Consider the following 26330-nt stretch of genomic DNA (forward strand, 5'->3'; position numbering starts at 1 on the left):
GGGGGCCGCCGACGTTCGGGGCCACCCGCAGGCCGCTCAGTCAGCGTCGCTTGGCCATCTCATTGATGAAACGGTCGAACAGCGGCGCTACGTCGTTCGGGCCCGGGCTCGCTTCAGGGTGGCCCTGGAAGCTGAACGCGCTCTTGTCGGTGCGCTCAATACCCTGCAGGGAACCGTCGAACAGCGACTTGTGAATGGCGCGCACGTTGCTCGGCAGGGATGCTTCATCTACCGCAAAACCGTGGTTCTGGCTGGTGATCATCACAACACCGGTGTCCAGGTCTTGAACCGGGTGGTTGGCACCATGGTGGCCGTGGCCCATTTTCAGGGTCTTGGCACCGGAGGCCAGCGCCAGCAGCTGGTGGCCAAGGCAGATACCGAACACCGGAATCTCGGTTTCCAGTACGTCCTTGATCGCCTGGATGGCATAGTCGCATGGCTCAGGGTCACCTGGGCCGTTGGACAGGAACACGCCGTCCGGCTGCAAGGCGAGCACTTCGCTGGCAGGCGTTTGCGCCGGCACCACGGTCACGCGGCAGCCGCGCTCGACCAGCATGCGCAGGATGTTGTATTTGACGCCGTAGTCGTAGGCCACTACGTGGTAAGGCAGGTCTGCAGCTTCGATAGTTGCATGGCTGTCGGTCTTCAGGTCCCAGACAGTGGAGCGCCACTCGTACTTCTCTTTGGCACTGACGACTTTGGCCAGGTCCATGCCTTTCAGGCCTGGGAAACCTTGCGCTGCGGCAATCGCCGCCTCTTCGGAGATATTGTCACCGACCATGATGCAGCCGTTCTGCGAGCCTTTTTCACGCAGGATGCGCGTGAGGCGGCGGGTATCGATACCGGCGATCGCCACAACGTTGTTGGCTTTCAGGTAATCGGACAGCGACATCGTGTTACGCCAGTTGCTCGCAACCAGTGGCAGGTCACGAATCACCAGACCGGCCGACCAGACGCAATCAGACTCGACGTCTTCCGGTGTAGTACCGGTGTTGCCGATGTGCGGATAAGTCAGGGTAACGATCTGTTGGGCGTAGGAAGGATCGGTAAGGATTTCCTGATAGCCGGTCATGGCAGTGTTAAACACTACCTCTCCAACGGTCTGACCGTCGGCTCCAATGGCTTCGCCGCGAAAAATGCTGCCATCAGCAAGGGCGAGTATGGCTGGCTTAGTCAAGAAGACCTCCCGTAAATAAAGCCTGAAAGGGCGATCGCAGGTGTAAAAAAGCGGAGTGACGTATGGACACGTCACTCCGCTTATTCACTGAATTATTCTGCGCGCTTTTAGTGAACACACTAAAGCTGTAGCTTACAGAAAAAGGCTTTTTTGGTCCACCGCTAATGAGCCTAAAAGGCAGGGGAATGCGACAGGACGTCGCTTAGCGGGTAAAAACGGGGCCTCAGCATAAGCTTGAGGCCCTGCTTTAGCTACTGATTAGTGCAGATCCAGCACATCGCGCATGTCATACAGGCCCGGCTCGCGGCCTTCCAACCAGAGCGCCGCACGTACCGCGCCCTTGGCGAAAGTCATGCGACTGGAGGCTTTGTGCGTGATTTCCAGGCGCTCACCTTCAGTGGCGAACAACACAGTGTGATCACCCACAACATCACCACCACGCACGGTTGCGAAACCAATGGTGTCCCGCGCCCGCGCACCGGTATGACCTTCACGGCCGTACACCGCGACTTTCGACAGGTCACGACCCAACGCATCGGCAATCGCCTCACCCATGCGCAGCGCAGTGCCCGACGGCGCGTCGATCTTGTGACGGTGATGGGTTTCGATGATCTCGATATCCGCCTCATCACCCAGCACGCGCGCCGCCAGATCCAGCAGCTTGAGCGACAGATTCACACCGACACTGAAATTGGCGGCGAACACGACAGGGATATCCTTGCCCGCCTCCACCAGCAACTGCTTCTGCTCAACCGTCAAACCGGTGGTGCCGATCACCATGGCCTTGCCCGCCTTGCGGCAGAACGCCAGGTTTTTCAGCATCACGTCGGGCAGGGTGAAATCGATCAGCACATCGAATTCGTCCGCCACCTGCTCCAGATTGCCGGACAACGACACACCAATGCGCCCCAACGAGGCTAGCTCACCAGCATCCGCACCAATCAATGTGCTGCCAGGACGAACAATCGCTGCAGTCAGCCCAGAGGCCGGCGAGCGCTGCTGCACCGCCTCGACCAGTGTCTTGCCCATGCGCCCGGCAGCGCCCATTACGGCTATACGTCGCATACTCAATTCCTTACAGGTCGCCGAAGAAGCGCTTCACGCCATCGAAAAAGCCCGCAGTCTTCGGCGAGTGGGAGTCATCACCTTCCATCGAGCTACGGAACTCTTCAAGCAATTCACGCTGGCGACGGTTCAGGTTGACCGGTGTTTCCACCGCCACACGACACATCAGGTCACCAGCGCCACCACCGCGCACCGGCGCAACGCCTTTGCCACGGATGCGGAACTGTTTGCCGGTCTGCGTGCCTTCAGGGATCTTGAGCTTGACGCGACCATCAAGGGTCGGAATCTCCAACTCGCCACCCAACGCCGCATCAACAAAGCTGATTGGCACTTCACAGAACAGGTGCTTGCCGTCGCGCTGGAAGATCGAGTGCTCGCGCACGTTGATCACCACGTACAGGTCACCCGTCGGGCCGCCCTGAGTACCGGCTTCGCCTTCACCCGACAGACGAATGCGATCACCCGTGTCCACGCCCGCTGGCACTTTCACCGAAAGGGTTTTGTACTCTTCGACGCGACCTTCGCCGTGACAGGAATCGCACGGATCGGAAATGATCTTGCCCTGGCCATGGCAGCGCGGGCAGGTCTGCTGCACCGAGAAGAAGCCCTGCTGCATGCGGACCTGACCAATACCACCACACGTCGGGCACGTGATGGGCGAGGAGCCCTTCTTGGCACCCGAACCATCGCACGGCTTGCAGTTGACCAGCGTCGGCACACGGATATTGACGCTGGTGCCGCGCACGGCCTCTTCCAGGTTCAATTCCAAGGTGTAGCGCAAGTCGCTGCCACGCTGGGCGCCGCCACGCTGACCACCGCGGCCACCGCCGAAGAAGTCGCTGAACACGTCACCGAAAATATCGGAGAAGTTCTGACCGCCAAACCCGGCACTGCCGCCACCCATGCTCGGGTCGACGCCGGCATGGCCGTACTGGTCGTACGCCGCACGCTTGTTGGGATCAGACAGACATTCGTAGGCCTCATTGGCCTCCTTGAACATTTCTTCGGATTCTTTGCTATCCGGATTACGGTCCGGGTGGTGCTTCATCGCCAAGCGACGGTAGGCCTTCTTCAGGTCCGCCTCGCTGGAACCGCGCTCCACACCCAATACTTCGTAATAGTCACGCTTTGCCATAAGTCTTTGCACTCTTAAGGACGTTCAGCCAGACCCTCCTGAGCCTTGCCAAACTCGTTGAGCCCCAATACAGGCCCGGACCCAACTCACGTCAATTCAACGATCCTGGTCGTTACTACTTTTTAGCCAGGGACCCGGCCAAAAGTGCGGTATTTACTGCTCGGAAAGCAGGAGCATTCCCGATCACACCGCCAGCATCCGAACACTGTCGCATGCTGTAAAAATTCGCATACCCCAGACACGCCAACGCGGGAGCAAGCTCCCGCGCGGCGACATCCTACCAGTCACCGCTTGATAGCGGTCAACCGGGCGACCAACTTACTTCTGGTCTTTGACTTCTTCGAACTCGGCATCGACAACATCGTCGTGCTTGGCTTCAGGCTCTGCCTGTTGCGCAGCACCGTCAGCTGGCTGACCTTGTTCGGCGTACATTTTCTGAGCAACCGGTGCAGAGACTTTCGACAACTCTTCGATCTTGGCTTCGATAGCGGCCTTGTCGTCGCCTTTAACAGCGGCTTCCAGGGCAACTACAGCAGCTTCGATGGCGGTCTTCTCTTCAGCCGTCACTTTATCGCCAGCATCAGCGACCATTTTGCGTGTCGAGTGAACCAGTGCATCACCCTGGTTACGGGCGCCAGCCAGCTCAGCAAACTTGGCATCCGCATCAGCGTTGGCTTCAGCATCACGAATCATCTGTTGAATTTCTTCATCAGACAGACCGGAGTTGGCCTTGATGGTGATCTTCTGCTCTTTGCCAGTCGCCTTGTCTTTCGCGCCGACGTGCAGGATGCCGTTGGCGTCGATGTCGAAGGTTACTTCGATTTGCGGCACGCCACGCGGTGCTGGTGGAATCTCGGCCAGGTCGAACTTGCCCAGGGACTTGTTTTGAGCAGCCTGCTTACGCTCACCTTGCAGCACATGGATGGTCACGGCGCCCTGATTGTCATCGGCAGTCGAGAACACTTGCGATTTCTTGGTAGGAATCGTGGTGTTTTTCTCGATCAGCGCAGTCATTACGCCGCCCATGGTTTCGATACCCAGGGTCAGCGGGCTGACGTCCAGCAGCAGCACGTCTTTCACATCACCGGCCAATACCGCGCCCTGGATGGCAGCACCCATGGCAACCGCTTCGTCCGGGTTCACGTCTTTACGTGCTTCTTTACCGAAGAACTCGGTCACTTTCTGCTGAACCAGCGGCATACGGGTCTGACCGCCGACCAGGATCACGTCGTTGATGGAACCAACGTCGATACCAGCGTCTTTCAGCGCAATGCGGCAAGGTTCGATGGTGCGCTGAACCAGGTCTTCAACCAGAGCTTCCAACTTGGCGCGGGAGATCTTCACGTTCAAGTGCTTAGGACCGGTGGCATCTGCAGTGATGTACGGCAGGTTCACGTCGGTCGACATGCTCGAGGACAGCTCGATCTTGGCTTTCTCAGCAGCTTCTTTCAGGCGCTGCATCGCCAGCGGGTCACCCTTGAGGTTCATGCCGCTTTCTTTCTTGAATTCGTCAACGAGGTAGTCGATCAGACGAATGTCAAAGTCTTCACCACCCAGGAAGGTGTCGCCGTTGGTGGCCAACACTTCGAACTGGTGCTCGCCATCAACTTCAGCGATCTCGATGACCGACACGTCGAAAGTACCGCCACCCAGGTCATAAACGATCACAGTGTGGTCGCCTTTGGCCTTGTCCATACCGTAAGCCAGAGCAGCTGCGGTTGGTTCGTTGATGATACGTTTTACGTCCAGGCCCGCGATGCGGCCGGCGTCTTTGGTCGCCTGGCGCTGGCTGTCGTTGAAGTAAGCCGGAACGGTGATCACCGCTTCGGTCACAGCTTCACCCAGGTAGTCTTCGGCGGTCTTCTTCATCTTTTTCAAGACTTCAGCCGAGATCTGCGGTGCCGACATCTTGTTGCCATTTACTTCTACCCAGGCGTCACCGTTGTCAGCCTTGGCGATTTTGTAAGGCACCATCTTGATGTCTTTCTGCACGACTTCTTCGTCGAACTTACGACCGATCAGACGCTTTACTGCGTACAGGGTGTTGTGCGGGTTGGTGACAGCCTGGCGCTTGGCCGACTGACCAACGAGGATCTCGCCATCATTTGCGTAAGCAATGATCGACGGCGTGGTACGCGCGCCTTCGGCGTTTTCGATTACTTTGGCTTTGCCGTTTTCCATGACGGAGACACAGGAGTTGGTGGTCCCCAGGTCGATACCGATAATTTTGCCCATGATTTACTCTCCCGAAACTTGAATTTGGTTGCCGCAGCAGTGGTGGCTAACTGCGGTAGCACTTAAACGCTTGACTTATAGATGGGGGCTTTGCAGCGTATTTCAAGCCTGCTCATCAATAGAAGGCGAAACTGGTGCAGGCGCCTTGCTCACTACGACCATCGCCGGGCGCAGCAAGCGACCATTGAGCAGATAACCCTTCTGGAACGTTTTGAGCACGCTGTTCGGCTCCAGGTCATGGCTTTCCTGCATGGCCATGGCCTGATGATGCTCAGCGTTGAACGGTTCGCCGCCTTGTGGATCGACTGCTTCCAGCTGATAACGCTTCAGGGTGTCCTGGAACATTTTCAGGGTCAGTTCGATCCCTTCGCGCATCGGGCGGATGTTTTCGTCGTCCGGGTTGGACAATTCAAGGCCACGTTCCAGACTGTCGATGATCGGCAGCAAGTCATTGGCGAATTTTTCCAGTGCGAACTTGTGAGCCTTTTCTACATCCTGCTCGGCACGGCGGCGGACGTTCTGCAGATCAGCGGCAACACGCAAAGACTGGTCCTGCGCAGCGGCCAATTGCTCTTCGAGCACTTGCACACGAGTCGCCAGCTCATCGCCGACAGCCGAATTGGCGTCTGGAGTTTGCGTATCCTGCGTCTGTTCGTCAGCCATAGTTTTCTCCTTTCAAAATCATGCGCGAACTCAACTCGCGCTTCTGTTCGGGTATATGGGGCCACAATTTCCAGGTTCAAGGGCGCAAGCGTTACCAAAAGTCTTTCGACTGACCTTCATCAATTCCTGCTTGGTCATTCCTGGTTGCGCTTAAAAAAAGCCGCGTTCAAGCAAATCGAGCTAAGCACCAGGATTGTCAGCCTCAGATAAAACACTGTATAAATAACCAGACCTAAAGCCTGGGAGCGGCCGTCATGCTCGTGCACCTGTCCGTACATAACTACGCCATTGTTGAACACCTGGATCTCGAGCTGGATCGTGGGATGAGCGTAATCACAGGCGAAACCGGCGCCGGCAAGTCGATCATGCTCGACGCCCTGGGCTTGACCCTGGGTGATCGCGCCGACAGCGGCGTGGTACGCCCCGGTGCGGACAAGGCCGACATCCTGGCCACCTTCGACCTGGCGGATATTCCCGAGGCAGAGGCCTGGCTGGCCGAGCGCGACCTTAATAATGAAGGCCCGTGCATCCTTCGGCGGGTCATCACAGCGGAAGGTCGGTCCCGCGGCTATATCAATGGCACCCCCTGCCCGCTTGGCGACCTAAAAGCCCTGGGCGAACTGCTGATCGATATCCACAGCCAGCATGAACACCAGTCCCTGCTGAAAACCGATACCCATCGCCGCCTGCTTGATGAGTACGCTGGCGCCACAGACCTTGCCCGACAGGTGCAACTCGCCGCCCAGCGCTGGCGCCAGACTCGCCAGGAGCTGGAGCGACTCTCCAACTCTGGCGATGAACAACGAGCTCGACATCAATTGCTCAGCTATCAACTCGAAGAGCTGGAAAGTCTGGGCTTGGGCGAAAACGAACTGGAGCAGCTTGAGCAGGAACACAAGAACCTCACCAACGCGGAAACCTTGCTGGGCATTTGCCGCCAAGTGGTAGAGCAATGCAGTGAGAGTGACTCCGGCAATGTACTTAACGCGTTGACCGCCAGCCTCAATCGCCTCTCTAGCGTAAACAGCGCCTCCGGCTCACTGAGCGAGGCCACGACCTTGCTCACCAGCGCACAGATTCAAGTAGAGGAAGCCGTCGGTGAGCTGAATCGCTTCCTGGACCACTTCGATGCCGACCCCGCACGTCTTCAGGACATAGAAGAACGCCTCGACACTATCTATACCCTGGCGCGCAAACATCGCATCCAGCCCACCGAAGTGGCGACGATGCAGCAAAAGCTGCTGGATGAAATCGAGACCCTGAACGCCAACGATGAATCCATCGAGCGCCTGGGCGACGAGCTCGCCTCTTTCGCTCGCCATTACCAAGAGAAGGCGCGCGAACTCAGCGACTTGCGCCAGCAAGCAGCGACGAGCCTGGCCGGCGCAGTGGAGCTGGAGATCCAACGCCTGGGCATGCCCGGCGGTCGCTTCACCATTGAATTGCGCACCAACGCCAGTAACGAACTGCAGCCCCACGGGCTGGAGCAGGTCGAGCTACTGGTCAGCGCCAACCCCGGGCAACCGCTCAAGGCACTGGCAAAAGTGGCCTCCGGCGGTGAACTGTCGCGAATCAGCCTGGCCATCCAGGTGATTACTGCGCAAACCTCACGGGTGCCAACGCTGGTGTTCGACGAAGTCGATGTGGGGATCGGTGGGCCGACGGCAGAAATTGTTGGCCAGTTGTTGCGGCGCCTGGGGGATCGTGGCCAGGTACTGACGGTCACCCACTTGCCACAGGTGGCAGCCCAGGGGCATCAGCACCTGTTTGTGCACAAGGTGCGCGGCAGTGATGCAACACACACAGCCGTGTCCAAGTTGAATAAGTCGGAACGCGTTGAAGAAGTGGCACGCATGCTCGGCGGGATCGACTTGACCAAGGAGTCCTTGGCGCACGCGAAAAAAATGGTCGTGGCCGCGAAGGCCTGACCGGATAATTTCGCCTCTATAGAAAGCACGAAGGCGACCCTGAGGTCGCCTTCGATCATTTTGCAGCGCGAATCTGCAGCGCTTGTTACTTTTTCTTACGGATGTACAAGACCAGATTATGGTCAACCAGATCGAAGCCATGCTCCTCAGCAATCTTGTGCTGCAGCGCTTCGATTTCCGGACTGGTGAACTCGATAACCTCATTGGTATCCAGGTCAACCATGTGGTCGTGATGACCACCGTCAGCCAGTTCAAATACTGCATGACCGCCGTCGAAATTATGACGAACCACCAGCCCTGCGGCTTCAAACTGGGTCAGTACACGGTAAACCGTGGCCAGGCCGACGTCCTCGTTAGACTCCATCAGCGCCTTATAGACATCCTCGGCACTCATGTGACGCTGCTCAGCAGAATCGAGCATTTGTAGAATCTTGACTCGTGGCAGAGTCACTTTGAGACCGGCTTTGCGTAGTTCGCTATTTTCAACCATGGTTAGCTTTCTCGCGGATGCTGCTTCGCAGCTTCTCTTAATACGGGTATGATCGGCGTTTACGTTGTCCCAGCCAAGATAGTGGAAGTCGCCCACCGATGCAAAACACCAAGCTCTTGCTAACCAGTTTCACCTTTGTGGGACTGCTCGCACTCGCCGGTTGTTCATTCCCCGGGGTTTACAAAATCGACATCCAGCAGGGCAATGTCGTCACGCAGGACATGATAGACCAGTTACGCCCCGGAATGACCCGACGGCAAGTACGGTTTATCATGGGTAACCCCCTGCTGACCGACACATTCCATGCCGATCGCTGGGATTATCTCTACAGCCTGCAGCCTGGTGGCGGTGAACGCCAACAGGAGCGCGTCAGCGTCGTTTTCAATGGCAATGACCAGCTTGTCAGCCTGTCCGGCGACTTCATGCCCGGCGTAAGCCGTGATGAAGCCTTGCTTGGCAAAGACAATGGCACCAACGTCACTGCGCCGGCGCAGGAAGGCGAGAAGCCGAAGTCCGAAGTGCCGGCCAAGCCAGGCTCTCTGCTCGACAAGATCCAGAAAGACGTCGACGGCGTGGAAACGGTTCCCGTCCCGACGCCACAGCCTCTGGATACCAGCCCGCAGTAATTTTGCGACGCTCAACAAAAAGCCCGGCATGCCGGGCTTTTTGTTGCCTGCCATTTGGCCGACCTATGAATTCTGTTGCTTGGCCAGCGCCGCCTTGGCTGCGCGCAACCTGCGTATTTCTTTTGGGTCCGCCAGCAAGGGGCGGTAAATCTCAATGCGATCACCCGCCTGCACACAACGCACTTCAGCGTCCGCGACCACTTTGCCGAATATACCCAAAACGCAGCCAGCCAGATCCAACTCAGGGAATTGCGCTGCAATACCTGACGCCTGCACCGCCGAACGCAGGCTAGTGCCGGCTGGCACCGTCACCGCCAATAGAACCTGACGATCCACGCCGGCGTACACCACCTCAATCTCAACCATGCAGTTGCTTGGCTCGCTGGCAGAATGCATCCACCAGGGTATTGGCCGCCTGATTGAACAAAGGCCCCAACGTCGCGCGCACGATAGGCCCCGCATAATCAAAGGAAAGGTCCAGGCTGATCTTGCAGGCCTTGTCCGTTAAGGCCTTGAATACCCATACCCCGTGGAGCTGGGTAAACGGCCCCTCCTGTAAATTCATTTCAATGGATTTCCCAGGCACCAGCACATTGCGCGTCACAAAATGCTGGCTCAGGCCGCCCTTCGCGACCCCGACACTGGCGACCATGTGCTCATCACTGCTTTCCAGCACCTCGGCCGTTGAGCACCACGGCAGGAATTCCGGGTAACGCGCCACGTCGTTGACCAGGTCATAGAGCGCCTGTGCCGGATAGGGCAGCAGCGCTGAACGTTGAATATGCGTCGTCATGTGTGCGTCATTTCCACAGCTGAGCAGCAAACATCGCGGAAGAACAGCCCGATCCGCGAAAGAAAAAAACCAGAGAACTGCCCGCATTGTCCGGGATTCGTCCAACACGCTCAAGCACGCAGGTTGACCGTAGCCGACAGGCTCGCAACTCCCTATAATGCCGCCCCTATGGCTAAACAAAAGAAACACCCCACAGGGACCATCGCGCAAAATAAAAAGGCGCGACACGATTACTTCATCGAACATCGGTTCGAGGCTGGTCTGGTCCTGGCCGGCTGGGAAGTAAAGAGTCTGCGTGCCAGCAAGCTGCAACTGGTCGACAGTTACGTGCTGCTCAAGGATGGCGAGGCATGGCTGCTTGGCAGTCATATCACCCCGCTGACCACTGCGAGCACTCACGTGATTGCCGATCCGGTGCGCACGCGCAAGCTGCTGCTCAATGCCCGCGAACTGGAAAAGCTCGCCGCCGCCGTACAGCAGAAGGGCTACGCCTGCGTCTGCCTTTCCTGGTACTGGAGCAAGCACCTGGTCAAATGCGAGATTGCCTTGGGCAAGGGCAAGAAGGAATACGACAAGCGCGATACCGAGCGCGAGCGCGACTCCAATCGCGAACTGCATCGCGCCGTGCGCAACAAGGGCAAGGAAGACTGATCCTTGCTGTGATGTAGCCTTGGGAGGTCCCTCGGCTACATCCCCTTGCGCCGCTCCGCACGCGCCACGCGCTGAACTTCCTGACGCACTTCTTCCAACACTTCCTGCACATACAGCAGGTGACGCGTTGAGACTTCCCGTGCCTGCTCGGCGCGCCCCTCGATAATCGCCAGGTACAGATCCCGGTGCTGACTGATCAGCATGTCGCGGGTTTCCGTTCGCTGCTGATACATGCCGCCGATGTTGGTCACCACGTTACGTTTGAGCAGGTCGAACAGACCGCGAATGGTGTGCAGCAACACCGCGTTGTGGCTGGCCTCGGCGATAGCCAAGTGAAACCGCGCATCCGCTGCGCCCTCCTCGGCCCGACTCACCTCATCGGACCGGGTGTAGCAATCCTGTAGCGCTTCAAAGGCAGCCGTAAGACGCTCGCGATCAACCTCCGTCGCGCGCAACGCGGCGTAGTAGGCGCAAGAGGCCTCAAGGGTCTGACGAAACTCCAGAAGATCACGCTGAGCCTCAGGGTTGTTCTCCAACAGGTGCAACAGCGGGTCACTGAACGTCGAGCCCAATGATTCAGCCACGTAGTTACCACCGCCCTGGCGGCTGACGAGCAAACCTTTGGCTGACAGTTTCTGGATCGCCTCCCGCAAAGAAGGACGCGATACCCCGAATTGCTCAGCCAACGCACGCTCGGCGGGCAAGCGCTCACCCGACTTCAGCGTGCCCTCAAGGATCATGCCCTCAAGCTGCTCGACAATGTCATCGGACAAGCGGCGCTGACGCACCTGATCAAACCCCATCACTCACTCTCCACCATCCCGACCACTCGCCGGGGCTCTATTCTCGCCTATCGCAGCACTTGCAGCACCTATCAGAACGCCTTCGTTTCAGCCGATCAGCACACCCTGCTTACCGACTTACGACCAAAGTTTCGCGGGCGGCAAATTGACACACCCCCACCAAGGCTTTTACTCTAGCCCACAGCGATTGTAAATTGGTATTACCAATTATCCAAGCTGACCAAACAACAACAATCAGGGGCCACCCCACTATGCAAACCTGGCAACAGCTCTATAGCCCGCTCGGCAGCCTCGGCCTGTCCGCATTGGCGGCCGTTATTCCGATCGTATTCTTCTTCCTCGCCCTGGCCGTGTTTCGCCTCAAAGGCCATGTGGCTGGCAGCATCACCTTGGCGCTGTCGATCCTGGTGGCGATCTTCGCCTTCCAGATGCCGGTGGACATGGCACTGGCCGCCGCCGGTTACGGCTTTGCCTACGGCCTGTGGCCCATCGCGTGGATCATCGTCGCGGCGGTGTTTCTCTACAAACTCACGGTCAAAAGCGGTCAGTTCGAGATCATCCGCAGCTCGGTTCTGTCGATCACCGACGACCAACGCCTGCAAGTGTTGTTGATCGGCTTCTGCTTTGGCGCCTTCCTGGAAGGTGCCGCCGGTTTCGGTGCCCCCGTGGCAATCACCGCTGCACTGCTGGTCGGCCTGGGCTTCAACCCGCTGTACGCCGCCGGCCTGTGCCTGATTGCCAACACTGCCCCCGTGGCCTTTGGGGCGCTGGGCATCCCGATTATCGTTGCGGGCCAGGTGACTGGCATCGACGCATTCAAGATCGGCGCCATGACCGGTCGCCAACTGCCGCTGCTGTCGCTGTTCGTGCCGTTCTGGCTGGTGTTCATGATGGACGGCGTGCGCGGCGTGCGTGAAACCTGGCCCGCTGCGCTGGTCGCAGGCTTGAGCTTTGCCGTCACCCAATACTTCACCTCCAACTTCATCGGCCCGGAACTGCCGGACATCACCTCGGCCCTGGCCAGTCTGATTTCCCTGACGTTGTTCCTGAAAGTCTGGCAGCCAAAACGCACCGCAGGCGCACAAATCGCCGGCGCCACCTCCAGCGCGGCGGTCACCGCCAGTGCCGGCGGTTTCGGCCTGCCACGCAACACCATCGTCTCGCCCTACAGCCTCGGGCAGATTTTCAAGGCCTGGTCGCCGTTCCTGATTCTCACCGTGCTGGTCACCATCTGGACCCTCAAGCCGTTCAAGGCGATGTTTGCTGCCGGGGGCTCGATGTACAGCTGGGTATTCAACTTCGCAATCCCACACCTGGACCAACTGGTGATCAAGGTCGCGCCGATCGTGACCAACCCCACCGCGATTCCGGCCGTGTTCAAACTGGACCCGATTTCGGCGACCGGCACTGCGATTTTCTTCTCCGCGCTGATCTCGATGCTGGTACTGAAAATCGACATCAAGACTGGTCTTACCACTTTAAAAGAGACCTTCTACGAACTGCGCTGGCCGATCCTGTCGATTGGGATGGTGTTGGCCTTCGCCTTCGTCACCAACTACTCCGGCATGTCTTCGACCATGGCACTGGTATTGGCCGGCACGGGCGCAGCCTTTCCGTTCTTCTCGCCGTTCCTCGGCTGGCTGGGGGTTTTCCTGACAGGCTCTGATACCTCATCCAACGCCCTGTTCAGCTCCCTGCAGGCCACCACCGCGCACCAGATCGGCGTCAATGACACCCTGCTGGTCGCCGCCAACACCAGCGGCGGCGTCACCGGCAAAATGATCTCGCCTCAATCCATCGCTGTGGCGTGCGCCGCTACCGGCCTGGTGGGCAAGGAGTCCGACCTGTTCCGCTTTACTCTCAAGCACAGCCTGTTCTTCGCCACCATCGTCGGGCTGATCACCCTGGCCCAGGCCTACTGGTTCACCGGTATGCTGGTGCACTAAGACCTGCACGTAATGCCGCCGGATACGATTCCGGCGTCAGCTATTTCTGGAGGACCGATGAGCCTGCCTGCTGCTTTCCTGAGCGACGTCGCACAACTGATCCCGAAAGATCGACGTTTCGACGACCCCCTTTCCACACTCGCTTTCGGCACTGACGCCAGCTTTTACCGACTGATCCCACAATTGGTGATCCGCGTGGAGTCAGAAGACGAAGTCGTTGCCTTGCTGCAACTGGCTCAGCGCGACCACGTACCGGTGACCTTCCGCGCCGCCGGCACCAGCCTGTCCGGGCAAGCCATCAGCGATTCGGTACTGATCGTGCTGGGCGACAACTGGAATGGCCGCGAGATTCGCGGGCAAGGCACGCAAATCCGCCTGCAACCCGGCGTGATCGGCGCCCAGGCCAATGCGTGGCTGGCGCCGTTCGGGCGCAAGATCGGGCCGGACCCGGCGTCGATCAACGCCTGCAAGATCGGCGGTATCGTCGCCAACAATGCCAGCGGCATGTGCTGCGGCACCGCGCAGAACACCTACCACACGCTGGCCGGCATACGCCTGGTACTGGCTGACGGCAGCCGCTTGGATACTGAAGACGCCACCAGCGTTAAGGCGTTTCGTGAACAACACGGCGCGCTGCTTGAGCGGCTGGCGACATTGGGTCGCGAGACGCGGGCCAATGCCGAATTAGCGGCCAAGATTCGCCACAAGTACCGTCTGAAAAACACCACCGGGCTGTCGCTGAATGCCCTGGTGGATTTCGATGAGCCGTTGGATATCCTCAGCCATCTGCTGGTGGGCTCCGAGGGCACCCTTGGGTTTATCAGCGCGGTCACCTACGACACCGTCATAGACCACCCGAATAAAGCCTCTGCGTTGATTGTGTTTCCAGATGTCGAGACCTGCTGCAACGCGGTCACCGTGCTCAAAACCCAGCCAGTCTCGGCCGTCGAGTTGCTGGACCGACGCAGCATGCGCTCGGTACAAAACAAGCCAGGCATGCCGGCTTTCGTACAGCAACTTTCGGAAAATGCCTGCGCCCTGTTGATCGAGTCCCGCGCGGCATCATCGACTTTGCTGCATGAGCAACTGGCGCTGATCATGGCGTCCCTGGCTCAATTTCCGGTTGAGAAACAGGTCGACTTCACCGAAGACCCTGTGGAAAACGCCCGCCTGTGGGCGATCCGTAAAGACACCTTTCCCGCCGTCGGCGCCGTGCGCAAAACCGGCACCACCGTGATCATCGAAGACGTGACCTTCCCGGTTGAGCAACTGGCAATCGGCGTGAATCGCTTGATCGCGCTCTTCGACAAACATCAGTACGACGAGGCGATCCTTTTCGGACACGCGCTGGAAGGCAATCTGCACTTTGTGTTCACCCAAGGCTTCAACAGCGCGGAAGAAGTCACACGCTACCAAGCGTTCATGGACGACGTGGCGCAACTGGTGGCCGTCGAGTTTGGAGGCTCGCTTAAAGCTGAACACGGCACCGGGCGCAATATGGCGCCGTTCGTGGAACTGGAATGGGGCAGCGACGCCTATCAATTGATGTGGCAACTCAAGCGCCTGCTCGACCCCAACGGCATTCTCAACCCGGACGTGGTGCTCAGCGAAGACCCGCAAATCCACCTCAAGCACCTCAAGCCGCTACCCGCCGCTGATGAGCTTGTGGATAAGTGCATCGAATGCGGATTCTGCGAACCGGTGTGCCCGTCGAAAGGCCTGACCTTGAGCCCGCGCCAGCGCATCGTGATCTGGCGCGACATCCAGGCGAAGAAACGCACCGGTGTCGACACCACTGAGTTGGAAGCCGCGTATCACTACCAGGGCATCGACACCTGCGCCGCGACCGGCCTTTGCGCTCAACGCTGCCCTGTAGGAATCAATACCGGCGACCTGGTGAAAAAACTGCGCAGCCGTGACGCCAACAGCACGAAAACCGCCGAATGGCTCGCCACCCATTTTTCCACCGCCCTGCAAGGCGCGCGCTTTACCCTGCATGTGGCCAACGGCGCCCGCATGCTGCTCGGCGCACCGCGCCTGGCGAAGCTATCGGCCAGCGTGACCAAGCTGTCCAAGGGGCAAATCCCACAGTGGACCAACGCCATGCCGCAACCGGAAAAAGCTATCCGTTTCAGCCCGGCGGTGACGGACGAACGACCACGGGTGGTCTACCTCGCCGCCTGCGTTTCACGCGCCATGGGCCCTGCAGCGGGGGATAAGGAACAGATGTCGCTGTACGACAAAACCCGCAGCCTGCTGGAAAAAGCCGGTTACCAAGTCGTATTCCCCGACAATCAGGACAGCCTGTGCTGCGGCCAGCCTTTCGCTTCCAAGGGCTACGCCGAACAGGCCGAACACAAGCGCCAGGAACTGATCGGCGCCCTACTTCACGCCAGCCGTGGAGGGCTCGATCCGATCTACTGCGACACCAGCCCCTGCACCCTGCGCCTCGTGCAGGACCTGGGCGAAACGCGGCTGGACCTCTACGATCCCGTGCGCTTTATCCGCACCCACTTGATGGACCGTCTCGACTTCACACCTCAGGAAGCCCCCATCGCCGTGCACGTCACCTGCAGCACCCAACACCTGGGTGAGAGCCAGGCGCTGATCGATCTGGCTCGACGCTGTTCCAACAGCGTGGTCATCCCTGAAGGCATCCATTGCTGCGGATTTGCCGGTGACAAGGGCTTCACCACGCCGGAACTCAACGCCCACTCACTGCGCACCCTCAAGGACGCGGTGCAATACTGCAGCGAAGGCATCTCCACCAGCCGCACCTGCGAGATCGGTCTGAGCCAGCATGGCGGTATTGATTATCACGGGTTGGTCTACCTGGTTGACCGCGTCACTCAAGCCCGCGCTCACTGATCCTGCAAAAATGAACCTGCATAAAAACAGAACCCTCGCGCGCCGGCGTAGTCATCTGCATAGGCCTCGACAAACGAGGCTCATCAGTGATGTCGCTGGCAGCCGTTGAACGCCAGCAGCGTCGAGCCCTTTTGTGCAAGGAGATACCCTATGAAGCGTTCCGCTCTTGCTGGCTTGTTCATTACTGCTGCGATGCTGGCTTCCCCTGTATTCGCTGCGGGCGAGCCAGATTTGTGCAAAATCAATCTGGACAAAATCAACAACGGCAAAGCGCTGCTCGCCACTGACACCAGTGGCAAAAGCGGCGAGATAGACACTGCCGTCTCCCAAGCCAAAGCGGCCCACGCCGCGGGCGATGACAAAAAGTGCATCGAGATCACCTCGAAGGCGCTGCAAGACCTGCAGAACAGCGAAAAAGGTGGCCAATAGGCTGCTCAGTCACGGAAGACCAACCTTCGGGTTGGCCTTCCGTGACGGTTTGGCGTACACTGCAAAGGCTTGTCACTCACTATGAAACAACGAGTTACAAGCACGGGGCCGTTTAGGATTCGACGCCGGTTGCGAAACTTTAGGTGCATGCCGAGTTGGTAACAGAACTCGTAAATCCACTGTTGCAACTTCTTATAGTTGCCAATGACGAAAACTACGGCCAGGAATTCGCTCTCGCTGCGTAAGCAGCCTTAGCCCTGAGCTTCTGGTACCTTCGGGTCCAGCAATCACCAGGGGATGTCTGTAAACCCAAAGTGATTGTCATATAGAACAGAATCGCCGTGCAGTACGTTGTGGACGAAGCGGCTAAAACTTACACAACTCGCCCAAAGCACCCTGCCCTTCGGGTCGCTGAGGGTTAACTTAATAGAAACGGCTACGCATGTAGTACCGACAGCGGAGTACTGGCGGACGGGGGTTCAAATCCCCCCGGCTCCACCAATTCGAAGCATCAACAGAACCCGCCTAGTGCGGGTTCTGTTGTTTCTAGGGTTTGGAAAGCCCGACAGGACGGACCTTCAGAATTTTCCTTCAAGCTACCGCGCCCTTGATGAACTGGCGCAACCCCCGCCACAACGCTAACTTCCCCCAGTCGCTGCTCATCAGCGACCGGCTTTGACAGGCCGAAAAGTGTAACCTTTCACACCCCTTGATAAGACGGCATGCTTGACGCACTCCGCCTCGTTCATGGCGGCTGTGCGTGGGGCATCTTCGGGTGCGCCGGGTTCCTACACTTCCGGTCTGTCAACCCGCGTACAGCTGCCACCCATTCCTGTTTGACAGCAGGGGGCGGTAGCTCCTTAAACAGTGTGGGAGCTTCATCATGAAAAAGATCACCCCCAATCCCCCCTCCGCAACCCTCTTCACCCTCGCCCCAGACATCTCCCCCGAAGCTCTGCTAATCCAAGCCAGCGAAACCCTCGCCTCCCTCAACGCCATGACCACCGACCTGGCTTTCGAACTCGAGGGCGCACACCGTCACAAGCTGCTGGCCACCCAGCAACTGGTCGTGCTGGGCGAACTGCTGGTCGAGCGCGTGCTGGTCCTCACCCAAGACACACAAACATTCCAGTAACAAAAAGGCCGAGACGCGTTCAGCGACTCGGCCTTTTGTTGTGCGTCTGGAATCCCGCCACACTTGCGATTACCCTGCTCTCCTCTATCAGACATCCGGAAGTCCGATACCCGTGTTCAAGCCACTCGCCGCTCTCGCCCTCGCCTGCGCCCCTCTGCTCGCAACCGCCGCCAACCTGGCCGGTGTCTGGACGGGCACCTTGGGCAAATCCGCGATCACCGTCTGTTTCAACGGTGCCCACGGCGCCAATGGCAGTTATTACTACCAACGGATTCTTACGCCCATTCAACTGACCCAAGCCAACGCCAGCGAGCCCTGGGTGGAAGAAGGCCAAACCGGTTTCTGGCAGTTGGACGACCCGCAGGGCGATACGTTGACCGGCACCTGGAGCAAAGCCTTGGGCGGCAAAGGCCTGGTGCTGACGCTCAAGCGTGCGGACACGGACAGTTGCGCCAGCGACACCTACAACAACCCGCTGGAGGCGACGCCGCCTGCGGTGAAGGTCGAGAAGAAGACCTTCGCCGAACACGCCTATCAGGTGAAGACTCAAGGCGGGCAGGTCATCCTGAAACTCGAGGGCGACGGGGAAGCCATCGATAAGATCAACCGGGATCTCGCACGCATGGCCATCAATCCGGATGGCCAGACCGATTTTTATAGAGAGCGGCGCAACTCACTGGACCAGGGCGGCAGCACCACGACCAGCGAGATCACGGTGGAACCGTTCTACTGGTCATCACAGTGGGTCACCGTGCGTTTCTATCGCTGGTCGGCGGGGTACGGGCGCGGCGGAATCAGTTGGGGCCTGCACAGTTGGAACCTGCAAACCGGTGAAAAAGTCGACCCTTGGACGTGGTTGGGCGGCCATGAGGAATGGGATACGCCCTATTCGGGCCAGGTCAAACTGCCGGCCGCTTTCAGCACCTGGTTGGCCAAGCAGACCACCACGGACGAAGGATGCCCAGCCGTGACCAGCTATTCCTCGTTCGACTTGAGCTTCAACACCCAAGGGCTGCAACTGTCGACACCCGCTCAGGGCGATGGCTGCGATAACGAGCTGAGCTTCACTTGGGAGCAACTGCAGCCCGTGCTGAGCCCGCAAGGTCAAGCCGCACTGCCTAGCTTGATGGCTCCCTGACCGACCTTACAAAAAACCAACACTCGTTCACGAAATATTCAGAAACGCCCACGGATACTAGCCCATTGCAATGACCGTTCCCCCGGACGGTCCTCCTGCCCTGGTAGCCACACTCCATGACGCGCCCTGCTCCCCTGCTGCTCCTGCTTGCTGGTCTGTTGTTCTTCTTTGCCCTGGGAAACCATGAGCTGCAAGGCTCCACCGAAGCCCGCGTCGCCGGGATCGCCATGGCCATGCACCTGGACAATAACTGGGTAGTGCCCCAGTTGTTTCGCGAGCCCTTCCTGGAAAAACCGCCCCTGAGCCTGTGGATAGACGCCGGGGCGATTCGCCTGTTCGGCGGCACCACTTGGGCGGTACGCCTGGCCTCGGCGTTTGCCGGGTTGTTCAGCGTGATGCTGCTTTACACGATGCTGCGCCGGTTCGGACGACCGCAGACGCTGGCGTTCAGCGCCGCGTTGATTCTGGCGACCATGGCTAGCTACTGGAGCAATGTGCGCGGTGTCGGTGAGGATTCGCTGCTCACCCTCGGCGTGACCACCGCGTTGCTGGCGTTCTACCAAGCCGTACGGCCCGACCGCCAAGGTTCCAGCACAGGCGCATGGGCACTGTTTACCGCCGGGATGGTGATCGCTACCCTCAGCAAAGGCGTGCTGGGCCTGGCCATGCCGGGCATTGTGATTTTCGCGTACCTGGCCAGCACCAGCCTGATGGACAAACGCCTGCAGATTGGCAACTGGCTCAAGCCAGCGCTGTTTACCTTGCTGGCGCTGGTGCCGCTGATGATCTGGCTGGGATTCCTGTTCCAACGCGGCGGCATGCAGGCGGTGGCCGAAGTGTTGCTGACCAACAGCGTCGGCCGTTTCAGCGGCTCGTTTGTCGAGGCCGGGCATTACGAGCCGTTCTACTACTACATCGCCAAGCTGCCCGAGGCGTTCCTGCCTTGGAATATCCTGGTGTACCTGGGCCTGTGGCACTTCCGCAAAAGCCTGGTGCGCAACCGCTACCACCTGTTCTTCAGCGTCTGGCTGGTGGCACAGTTCACCCTGCTGACCCTGGCGTCGAGCAAACGCACCGTTTACCTGATGGCACTCGCGCCAGCCGCCGCCGTCCTGGCAGCGGAATATGCGCGGGTGCTGCTGGACTGGCTGAAAACCCACAAACCCGCGCTGCACAAGCATCACAGAACGGTAGTGGGCAGCGTGTTCACCCTGGCCGTGGGGTGCTACCTGATCGCCGCCTTCTGGTTCGCCCCCAAAGCGGATGTGCGCCAGTCGTTCGTACCGGTGATCAGCCAGGTTCAGACGTTGAAAGATGAAGGCAGGGAGGTGGTGCTGTACCGGCCCAACGAGCGCATCGCCGGGGCCAGCGTGTTTTACCTGCAGGCCTATTTACCGATTCTGCAAACCGAGGCCGAGTTGCACAGTTACCTCGGCGCCAAGCCCGGCAACGTTGCGTTGCTGGACCATACCGATGACCTGGCGGCCCCGGTGAAGGTGATCAAGCAAATGTCGATCAATCGCCAGCCTTACTACTTCGTGGAGCAGTAAGGCCAGCGCAGGGCATCAGTGCTTGGTGACCTTGTCCAGGTAACCCATGGCAAACGCCGAGATCACAAACGTCATATGGATGATCACGTACCACATCAAGTGCTGCGGATCGACGTTCTTGGCGTCCATGAAGATGCGCAGCAAGTGGATGGAGGAAATCGCCACGATGGAGGCCGCCACTTTCATCTTCAGCGACGAAGAATCCATGGTGCCCAGCCAGTTGAGCTTTTCCTTGTTTTCATCGATATCCAGCTGCGAGACAAAGTTCTCGTAGCCGGAAATCATCACCATCACCAGCAAGCCACCGACCAGTGCCATGTCGATCAACGACAGCAGCACCAGGATCAGCTCGGACTCGGCCATCGAGAACACGCTCGGCAGCAGGTGAATCACTTCCTGGAAGAATTTCAGCGCCAGCGCCAGCAACCCCAGGGACAAGCCGAAATAAATAGGCGCCAGCAGCCAACGCGAGGCGTACATAGCATTTTCGATAAAGCGTTCCATTGGATCTCACACAGCTAGGCTAGAAATGGCGGCGAGTATACCAGCCGCCACAAGACAGCTGTAACCGCGAGAAAACTGACCTGTGCGGCATCTGTAAGAGAATTTTTCTGCTAGTGTCGAGCCCAATTACAACTCCGCTCGATGACGTCGGACAGGAAAAACTCAGATGATGGATGTGCGATCCCCTTTGGCCAGTATCGGCCTGTGCGCGGCATTGCTGCTGGCTGGCGGCTGCTCCCCCAGCGACGAGCAGAAGCAAACCACCCTCGAAGAGAAAACCGCCAAGTTCGAACAATCCCTCGACAGCATCCAGGACCCCAAGCTGCGCGACGCCGTCGCTGACCTGGGGGGGTCGCTGCTGTTGCTGGAGCGGGCGCGGGTCAAGCTCGCCACCAAGCCCATCGAAACCGAATACGGCGACGACACCCTGGCCCTGCTCAAGCACTACCCCACGCCCCAGGCGCTGGTGGACACTTACATCAATGGCCTGTTCGTGCTGCGCAAGACCTCCCATTCCGACTACCTGACGGATTTACAGCCGGTCTTCCCCTTTAACTTCAACGTCCCCGACCAATTCCCCTTCCCCCATGGGCTGGAATGGCAATCGGTGACCCTGAGCAACAACAAGGTGATCCCCTTCCAGCCGGAATGGTCGGAAACCGATCCGGGCATCCAACTGAGCCCCAGCAGTTCCAACCTGACCAACCCCGATGACCTGACGGTGACCTACCCGTTCATCGAGGGGATCGAGACGGAAAACAAGAGCCAGCCACAGCCTGTCAGCCTCAAGGGCACAGTTGAAGTGGTGGCGCCGGGCAAGGTGCTGACCTTTGATCTGTCGAAAAAGGACGTGGGCCACAAGCGCACCGAAGGCAACATCACCCTCAACCTGGTCTTGCTGGAAAAAAACTACGCCGAGATCGAGCTGACCAACAGCCAGCCACTGGCATCGGAAGTCGGCGACGAATCGCCTAACCCTCTGCTGGTGCAGGCGCGGGACAGCACCGGGCAGTTCCTCACACGCTCGGGTTCGATCAACGAAAGCAACGCCCAAGTCACGTTCTACGAGAAACAACTGGCCGAAATGCAAAAGCAGAAGGCTTGGTCGGAGGCCTTCGAAAAACAGCTGACCGATGAGCAGAAAGCCTTCGAACGCAAGCAGAGCAGCCATTACGCCAAGGTGTACTTCAATGGCGTGATCGACAACCTGCAAGTCAACGTGCTGGATTTTTCCACCGCCACACGCACCCGCAAAGACCTCGACCTGCCGGTGCTGCGCTTCGACAAGAACAGCCTGCAGAAAACCGTGCAGGCCCTGCCAATGCCAGTCACCGTGTATGACGACAGCGCTGCCAACTGGCTCAAAGACGCGAGCATGACCGAGGACCAGCTGAAAAACAGCGTCACCATCAGCCAGTCGGTCGAAGACGCCAGCGCGGCGCACATCGTGTTTGACCACCCATTCACCTTCAATGACGACCTGGTGGGCAGCGAGCGCAACAGCAGTGAATCACCGGTGACCTTCTTCACCGCCGACGAAAAAGGCGAGCGCGGCGAGCCGATCGAACTGCCGACCGAGGCCTTTGAGTTGAACCCGGCACGCGGCACCCTGACTTATGACCTCAACCTGTTCCCGGAAAATCCGGCCTTTGTGGTGGGCTCGATTCCGCTGTTCCTGGCGACCATCGATAAAAACGAGATTGACGCGAGCAAGCTACCCAAAGGGCTCGAACTCAAAGACAACGCGCTGATCGTCGACCAGAAAGCCTTTCCCGCTGACAGCTGGCGTTTCTACGCCAAGGACGCCAGCGGCAACTACCTCAAGGAAATCCTCGGCGTCAGCCACCGCGCCGAGGAATACGGCACAGCGATGTTTGACGTGCATTACTTCTACGGCCAGCCGACCACGCTGGAAAGCTACCAGCGCACCGACCTGAGCACCGTGCAATATGGCTTCGAGGTCAAGCTGGACAAACCCGAGAGCAAGTAGCGGTCAGTGGTGGGTGGCACCGTTGAGCTGTCGCAGATGGGCCTGCATGTGCAGGCACCAGATCTGCGGGTCACCCGCCTTCTCGTAGCCGTGCTGAGTCAGGCTGTCCACAATGGATTCTAGAATATTTTCCGCCGCGAAGGGCCCGGGGAACGGGCCTTGAGACTTTATGGTGGAAGGTTGTTCACCGGTCATTCCGGCGGCAAACAACAACGTCCACATCCCGTTATCCCCCGCGAGAGGGCGAATGGAACATTCGATACGGGTGACCAGGCCGAAGCACTGGCGGGTAAGGCAAAGGTTGCGCGGCATGGCGGCGACCCTCGGTAGATCGGTATTCAACCTGCGCCTGTGGCGAGGCTGTTTCTATCCAGCGACTCCTGTGGATATCCCTTGAGCACAGAATAGAAGAAAACCACGACAAACCAAGGTTGTAGGGACAGACGGCCGTTGGCCCTACAGCTGCGCCAATTTTGTGACGGTTTTGCCCGTAATGTGGTGAGCGGGCTTGCCCCGCGCTGGGCTGCGAAGCGGCCCCAGTGGGACCGGTGCGGTGTGCCAGTGAGATTGAATTGTCTGGTTTTGGGGCTGCTTCGCAGCCCGGCGCGGGGCAAGCCCGCTCACCACAACAAGCCCGCTCACCACAACAAGCGTGCTCACCACCACAGCCCACCAGTCACGACAACTCACTCAGCCATCAGGTGGGCTTGGCTTCGGCCAACGCCTGCTGTGCCAACTCCTTCTCCGCTTCCTTGAGGTCTTCCTCGCTGATCATCTCGGCAATCGCGCGCAACCGCTCTACCACGCGCGCGTTCACCGTGCCTTCCGGGAACTGCCCCTCGGCATCCGGCTCACCGGCATCCTCGCCCACCAGCAGGCTCAGCGCCTCGTCGGCCTGGCGCACGGCATAGATGTGGAACTGCCCGGCGCGCACGGCCTGCAGCACCTTCTCATCCAGCATCAGCGTAGCGACGTTGGCCTGGGGAATGATCGCGCCCTGTTCACCGGTCAAACCGCGCGCTTCACACAGGCGGAAGAAACCTTCGATCTTCTCGTTGACCCCACCCACCGCCTGCACTTCACCAAACTGGTTGATCGAGCCGGTGATGGCAAAGCACTGCTTGAGCGGCGTTTTCGACAAGGCCGAGATCAAGGTGCACGCCTCGCCCAAGGACGCACTGTCGCCGTCCACATAACCATAGGATTGCTCCAGCGCGATGCTCGCCGAGATCGCCAGCGGGAATTCCTGGGCATACCGGCTGCCCAGGTAACCCGTGAGGATCATCACGCCCTTGGAGTGAATCGGCTGGCCAAGGTTGACCTCACGCTCGATGTCGACAATGCCGCTGCCACCCGGATACACCGTGGCGGAAATCCGCGCCGGCACGCCGAAGGCCGAGTCACCGACTTCCAGCACCGTCAGCCCGTTGCACTTGCCCACCGCGGCACCGGCCGTGTCGATGAGGATGACCCCGGCGAGCATGTCGTCGAGAATCCGCGCCGACACGCGCCCGGTGCGCGTGGCCTTGGCCTTGAGGGCGCGCTCGATATGGCCAGCATCGGTCATCTCGTCGCCCGCCAGGTGGCGAATGAAGTCTGCTTCGCTGACTAACTGGAACAAGTCGCCAATACGCGCCGACAAACGGCCCTGATGCTCGGCCAACCGCGCACTGTAAGTGGCCAACCGCGCCACCGCATCCGAGGTCAGCGGCGCCATGCCTTCTTCCGAGGTACGGGTTTTGAGCAGCTGCGCAAACTGCTCCAGACTTTCGTCGACCATCGGGATGTCTTCATCGAAGTCCACCAGTACGCGGAACATCTCCTGGAAATCCGGATCGGCGTCCTGCAATGCGTAGTACAGCTGACGCGAACCGATGATGATCACTTTGACCTGCAACGGGATCATCTGCGGGTTGAGGGTCACGGTGGCCAGGCGGCCCAGCTCGCCCAGCGGTGACTCCATCTTCAGTTTGCGCGACTGCAGGGAACGCTTGAGCGCGTCCCACACAAACGGCTCGCCGAGCATTTTTTCGGCTTCCAGGATCAGGAAGCCGCCGTTGGCACGGTGCAGCGCGCCCGGACGCAACTGGCGATAAGTGGTGTAGAGCGCGCCCTGGTCGGTGCTGTATTCGATGCGGCCGAACAGGTTGTCGTAGGTCGGGTGCGGTTCAAACACCACCGGGGCGCCGCCGTTGACCGGATGCCCTACCACCAGGCTTGGGCAATATTGTTCTTCCAGCAGCTTGCGCGCCTGGGCGTCGGTCTTGGCGTCGTCGACCAATTGCTCGACCACGGTCTTGAGCAGATAGACCTGCATGGCTTGCAGGTAACCGCAGACGGCGGCGTTTTCCGCGTACTTTTCCGACAGCGGTGCAAGCAAAGGCTGCAGGGCCAGGGTGATGGTTTCTTCGTTGAACTGGCGCAGTTGGTTATTTGACTCACGCTTCCACTGCGGCAGGCTGGCCAGTTCTTCGTTGAGGCGCTCTTCCAGCTCGGAAATGTCCGTGTGGAAACGCTCGCGGTCGGCTTCCGGCAACTGCGAGAACTCGGCCTCGTCGAGCGCCTTGCCGTCGAGCATCGGGGTAAAAGCGATGTTGCTACTGTCGCGGTAAAGCGCCACGTCCTTTTCCAGGGCCAGGCGTTCGATCACGTCCAGGGCCTTGTCGTAGCGCTGGTTGAAGGCGCGGTCGATGGCGCTTTTACGCTGTTGATAGGTCGGGTGTTCGAAGACCGCCGGAAAGGTGGCGACGAGGTTGTCGACCAAACCGTTGATGTCGTTGATGAACGCCGCCGCAGCGCCGCCGGGCAATTCCAGGGCACGAGGCTCGCGAGGCTCATCGAAATTATTCACATAGACCCAATCCGCCGGGGTCTGCAGGCGCTTGCCTTCGGCTTTCAGGTAGCGTTTGACGAACGAAAAGCGGCCGGTACCGGGCTCACCCATGACAAACACGTTGTAACCGGGGCGTGGCATGGCCACACCGAACTGCAAGGCTTCAACCGCACGTTCCTGGCCAAGCACACCGCGAAAGGGCTCCAAATCATTGGTGGTCGAGAAGCTGAACTGTTCAGCGGAGAAAGGGCGAGTCAGCGCTTCGGGCGCTAGACGCAAGCTGGCAGCAACAGGATCAGGCATCGGGCTTCCTTACATCAGGCGGGGCAGATGACGGCATTCTGGCTCCCGGTCACGCGCTCTGGCAAGGC

General features: G+C 59.1%; 22 protein-coding genes and 1 other RNA gene. 11 read left to right on the forward strand and 12 right to left on the reverse strand.

The window, feature by feature from the left end:
- Window positions 1-40: 40 nt before the first annotated feature.
- From carA to grpE, 5 genes are all read right to left on the reverse strand, one after another.
- The gene (gene carA / locus RB216_RS25145; protein ID WP_028617975.1) at window positions 41-1177 is read right to left on the reverse strand and encodes a glutamine-hydrolyzing carbamoyl-phosphate synthase small subunit; all 1137 of its coding nucleotides are present in this window, start codon (window positions 1175-1177) and stop codon (window positions 41-43) included.
- A 258-nt stretch (window positions 1178-1435) separates the two neighbouring features.
- Window positions 1436-2242: a 4-hydroxy-tetrahydrodipicolinate reductase gene (dapB, locus tag RB216_RS25150; RefSeq protein ID WP_308908014.1), complete on the reverse strand. Its 807-nt coding sequence runs from the start codon at window positions 2240-2242 to the stop codon at window positions 1436-1438.
- A 10-nt stretch (window positions 2243-2252) separates the two neighbouring features.
- The gene (gene dnaJ, locus RB216_RS25155) at window positions 2253-3377 is read right to left on the reverse strand and encodes a molecular chaperone DnaJ (protein ID WP_236318550.1); all 1125 of its coding nucleotides are present in this window, start codon (window positions 3375-3377) and stop codon (window positions 2253-2255) included.
- A gap of 318 nt (window positions 3378-3695) precedes the next feature.
- Window positions 3696-5612 carry a molecular chaperone DnaK gene (gene dnaK / locus RB216_RS25160; protein ID WP_028617977.1) on the reverse strand — a complete coding sequence of 639 codons (1917 nt, stop codon included), beginning with the start codon at window positions 5610-5612 and terminating at the stop codon, window positions 3696-3698.
- Between the two features lie 102 nt (window positions 5613-5714).
- A complete protein-coding gene (gene grpE / locus RB216_RS25165; protein WP_028617978.1) occupies window positions 5715-6275 on the reverse strand; it encodes a nucleotide exchange factor GrpE in 561 nt (186 codons plus the stop codon).
- Window positions 6276-6529: 254 nt separating this feature from the next.
- On the opposite strand from grpE, the gene recN reads away from it, so the two are divergent.
- Entirely contained in the window at window positions 6530-8203 is a 1674-nt protein-coding gene (recN, locus tag RB216_RS25170; protein ID WP_308908015.1) for a DNA repair protein RecN, read from the forward strand.
- Window positions 8204-8288: 85 nt separating this feature from the next.
- Here recN and fur read toward each other — a convergent pair whose 3' ends face one another.
- Window positions 8289-8693 (reverse strand): ferric iron uptake transcriptional regulator, encoded by a 405-nt coding sequence (gene fur / locus RB216_RS25175; protein WP_003194220.1) that lies wholly within the window; start codon window positions 8691-8693, stop codon window positions 8289-8291.
- A gap of 98 nt (window positions 8694-8791) precedes the next feature.
- On the opposite strand from fur, the gene RB216_RS25180 reads away from it, so the two are divergent.
- The gene (locus tag RB216_RS25180; protein WP_078050224.1) at window positions 8792-9319 is read left to right on the forward strand and encodes an outer membrane protein assembly factor BamE; all 528 of its coding nucleotides are present in this window, start codon (window positions 8792-8794) and stop codon (window positions 9317-9319) included.
- Between the two features lie 63 nt (window positions 9320-9382).
- Here RB216_RS25180 and RB216_RS25185 read toward each other — a convergent pair whose 3' ends face one another.
- Together RB216_RS25185 and RB216_RS25190 are read right to left on the reverse strand one after the other, a co-directional pair.
- A complete protein-coding gene (locus RB216_RS25185; RefSeq protein WP_028617981.1) occupies window positions 9383-9685 on the reverse strand; it encodes an RnfH family protein in 303 nt (100 codons plus the stop codon).
- The gene (locus RB216_RS25190; RefSeq protein ID WP_005791512.1) at window positions 9678-10112 is read right to left on the reverse strand and encodes a type II toxin-antitoxin system RatA family toxin; all 435 of its coding nucleotides are present in this window, start codon (window positions 10110-10112) and stop codon (window positions 9678-9680) included. Before RB216_RS25190 ends, RB216_RS25185 begins: the two co-directional genes overlap by 8 nt.
- A gap of 168 nt (window positions 10113-10280) precedes the next feature.
- Between RB216_RS25190 and smpB the strand changes: the two genes are divergently transcribed.
- Window positions 10281-10763, forward strand: a complete 483-nt coding sequence (gene smpB / locus RB216_RS25195) for an SsrA-binding protein SmpB (protein WP_005791513.1) — start codon at window positions 10281-10283, stop codon at window positions 10761-10763.
- 35 nt (window positions 10764-10798) lie between these two features.
- On the opposite strand, the gene RB216_RS25200 is transcribed toward smpB, so the two are convergent.
- The gene (locus RB216_RS25200; protein WP_028617983.1) at window positions 10799-11566 is read right to left on the reverse strand and encodes a GntR family transcriptional regulator; all 768 of its coding nucleotides are present in this window, start codon (window positions 11564-11566) and stop codon (window positions 10799-10801) included.
- 251 nt (window positions 11567-11817) lie between these two features.
- Between RB216_RS25200 and RB216_RS25205 the strand changes: the two genes are divergently transcribed.
- The 7 genes from RB216_RS25205 (at window position 11818) to RB216_RS25235 (ending at window position 20632) form a co-directional block, all read left to right on the forward strand.
- Window positions 11818-13512, forward strand: a complete 1695-nt coding sequence (locus tag RB216_RS25205; protein WP_028617984.1) for a lactate permease LctP family transporter — start codon at window positions 11818-11820, stop codon at window positions 13510-13512.
- Between the two features lie 57 nt (window positions 13513-13569).
- Window positions 13570-16380: an FAD-binding and (Fe-S)-binding domain-containing protein gene (locus RB216_RS25210; RefSeq protein WP_308908016.1), complete on the forward strand. Its 2811-nt coding sequence runs from the start codon at window positions 13570-13572 to the stop codon at window positions 16378-16380.
- 150 nt (window positions 16381-16530) lie between these two features.
- Entirely contained in the window at window positions 16531-16809 is a 279-nt protein-coding gene (locus tag RB216_RS25215) for a PA2433 domain-containing protein (RefSeq protein WP_010206635.1), read from the forward strand.
- A 104-nt stretch (window positions 16810-16913) separates the two neighbouring features.
- Window positions 16914-17310: a transfer-messenger RNA gene (ssrA, locus tag RB216_RS25220) on the forward strand.
- A 382-nt stretch (window positions 17311-17692) separates the two neighbouring features.
- Complete coding sequence (locus RB216_RS25225; RefSeq protein ID WP_308908017.1) at window positions 17693-17944, forward strand: DUF6124 family protein; 252 nt, start codon at window positions 17693-17695, stop codon at window positions 17942-17944.
- Window positions 17945-18056: 112 nt separating this feature from the next.
- The gene (locus RB216_RS25230; protein WP_308908018.1) at window positions 18057-19082 is read left to right on the forward strand and encodes a hypothetical protein; all 1026 of its coding nucleotides are present in this window, start codon (window positions 18057-18059) and stop codon (window positions 19080-19082) included.
- Window positions 19083-19198: 116 nt separating this feature from the next.
- Entirely contained in the window at window positions 19199-20632 is a 1434-nt protein-coding gene (locus tag RB216_RS25235; protein ID WP_308908019.1) for an ArnT family glycosyltransferase, read from the forward strand.
- 15 nt (window positions 20633-20647) lie between these two features.
- On the opposite strand, the gene RB216_RS25240 is transcribed toward RB216_RS25235, so the two are convergent.
- Window positions 20648-21136 (reverse strand): TIGR00645 family protein, encoded by a 489-nt coding sequence (locus tag RB216_RS25240; RefSeq protein ID WP_017253710.1) that lies wholly within the window; start codon window positions 21134-21136, stop codon window positions 20648-20650.
- A gap of 166 nt (window positions 21137-21302) precedes the next feature.
- On the opposite strand from RB216_RS25240, the gene RB216_RS25245 reads away from it, so the two are divergent.
- Window positions 21303-23126, forward strand: coding sequence for a hypothetical protein (locus RB216_RS25245; protein ID WP_122683626.1), 1824 nt, complete (start codon window positions 21303-21305; stop codon window positions 23124-23126).
- 3 nt (window positions 23127-23129) lie between these two features.
- On the opposite strand, the gene RB216_RS25250 is transcribed toward RB216_RS25245, so the two are convergent.
- Together RB216_RS25250 and RB216_RS25255 are read right to left on the reverse strand one after the other, a co-directional pair.
- Window positions 23130-23438: a PA4575 family protein gene (locus RB216_RS25250; RefSeq protein ID WP_028617998.1), complete on the reverse strand. Its 309-nt coding sequence runs from the start codon at window positions 23436-23438 to the stop codon at window positions 23130-23132.
- 385 nt (window positions 23439-23823) lie between these two features.
- A complete protein-coding gene (locus tag RB216_RS25255) occupies window positions 23824-26262 on the reverse strand; it encodes a Lon protease family protein (RefSeq protein ID WP_028617999.1) in 2439 nt (812 codons plus the stop codon).
- Between the last annotated feature and the right edge of the window lie 68 nt (window positions 26263-26330).

This window comes from Pseudomonas canadensis, assembly GCF_030980095.1.
GTDB lineage: Bacteria > Pseudomonadota > Gammaproteobacteria > Pseudomonadales > Pseudomonadaceae > Aquipseudomonas > Aquipseudomonas canadensis.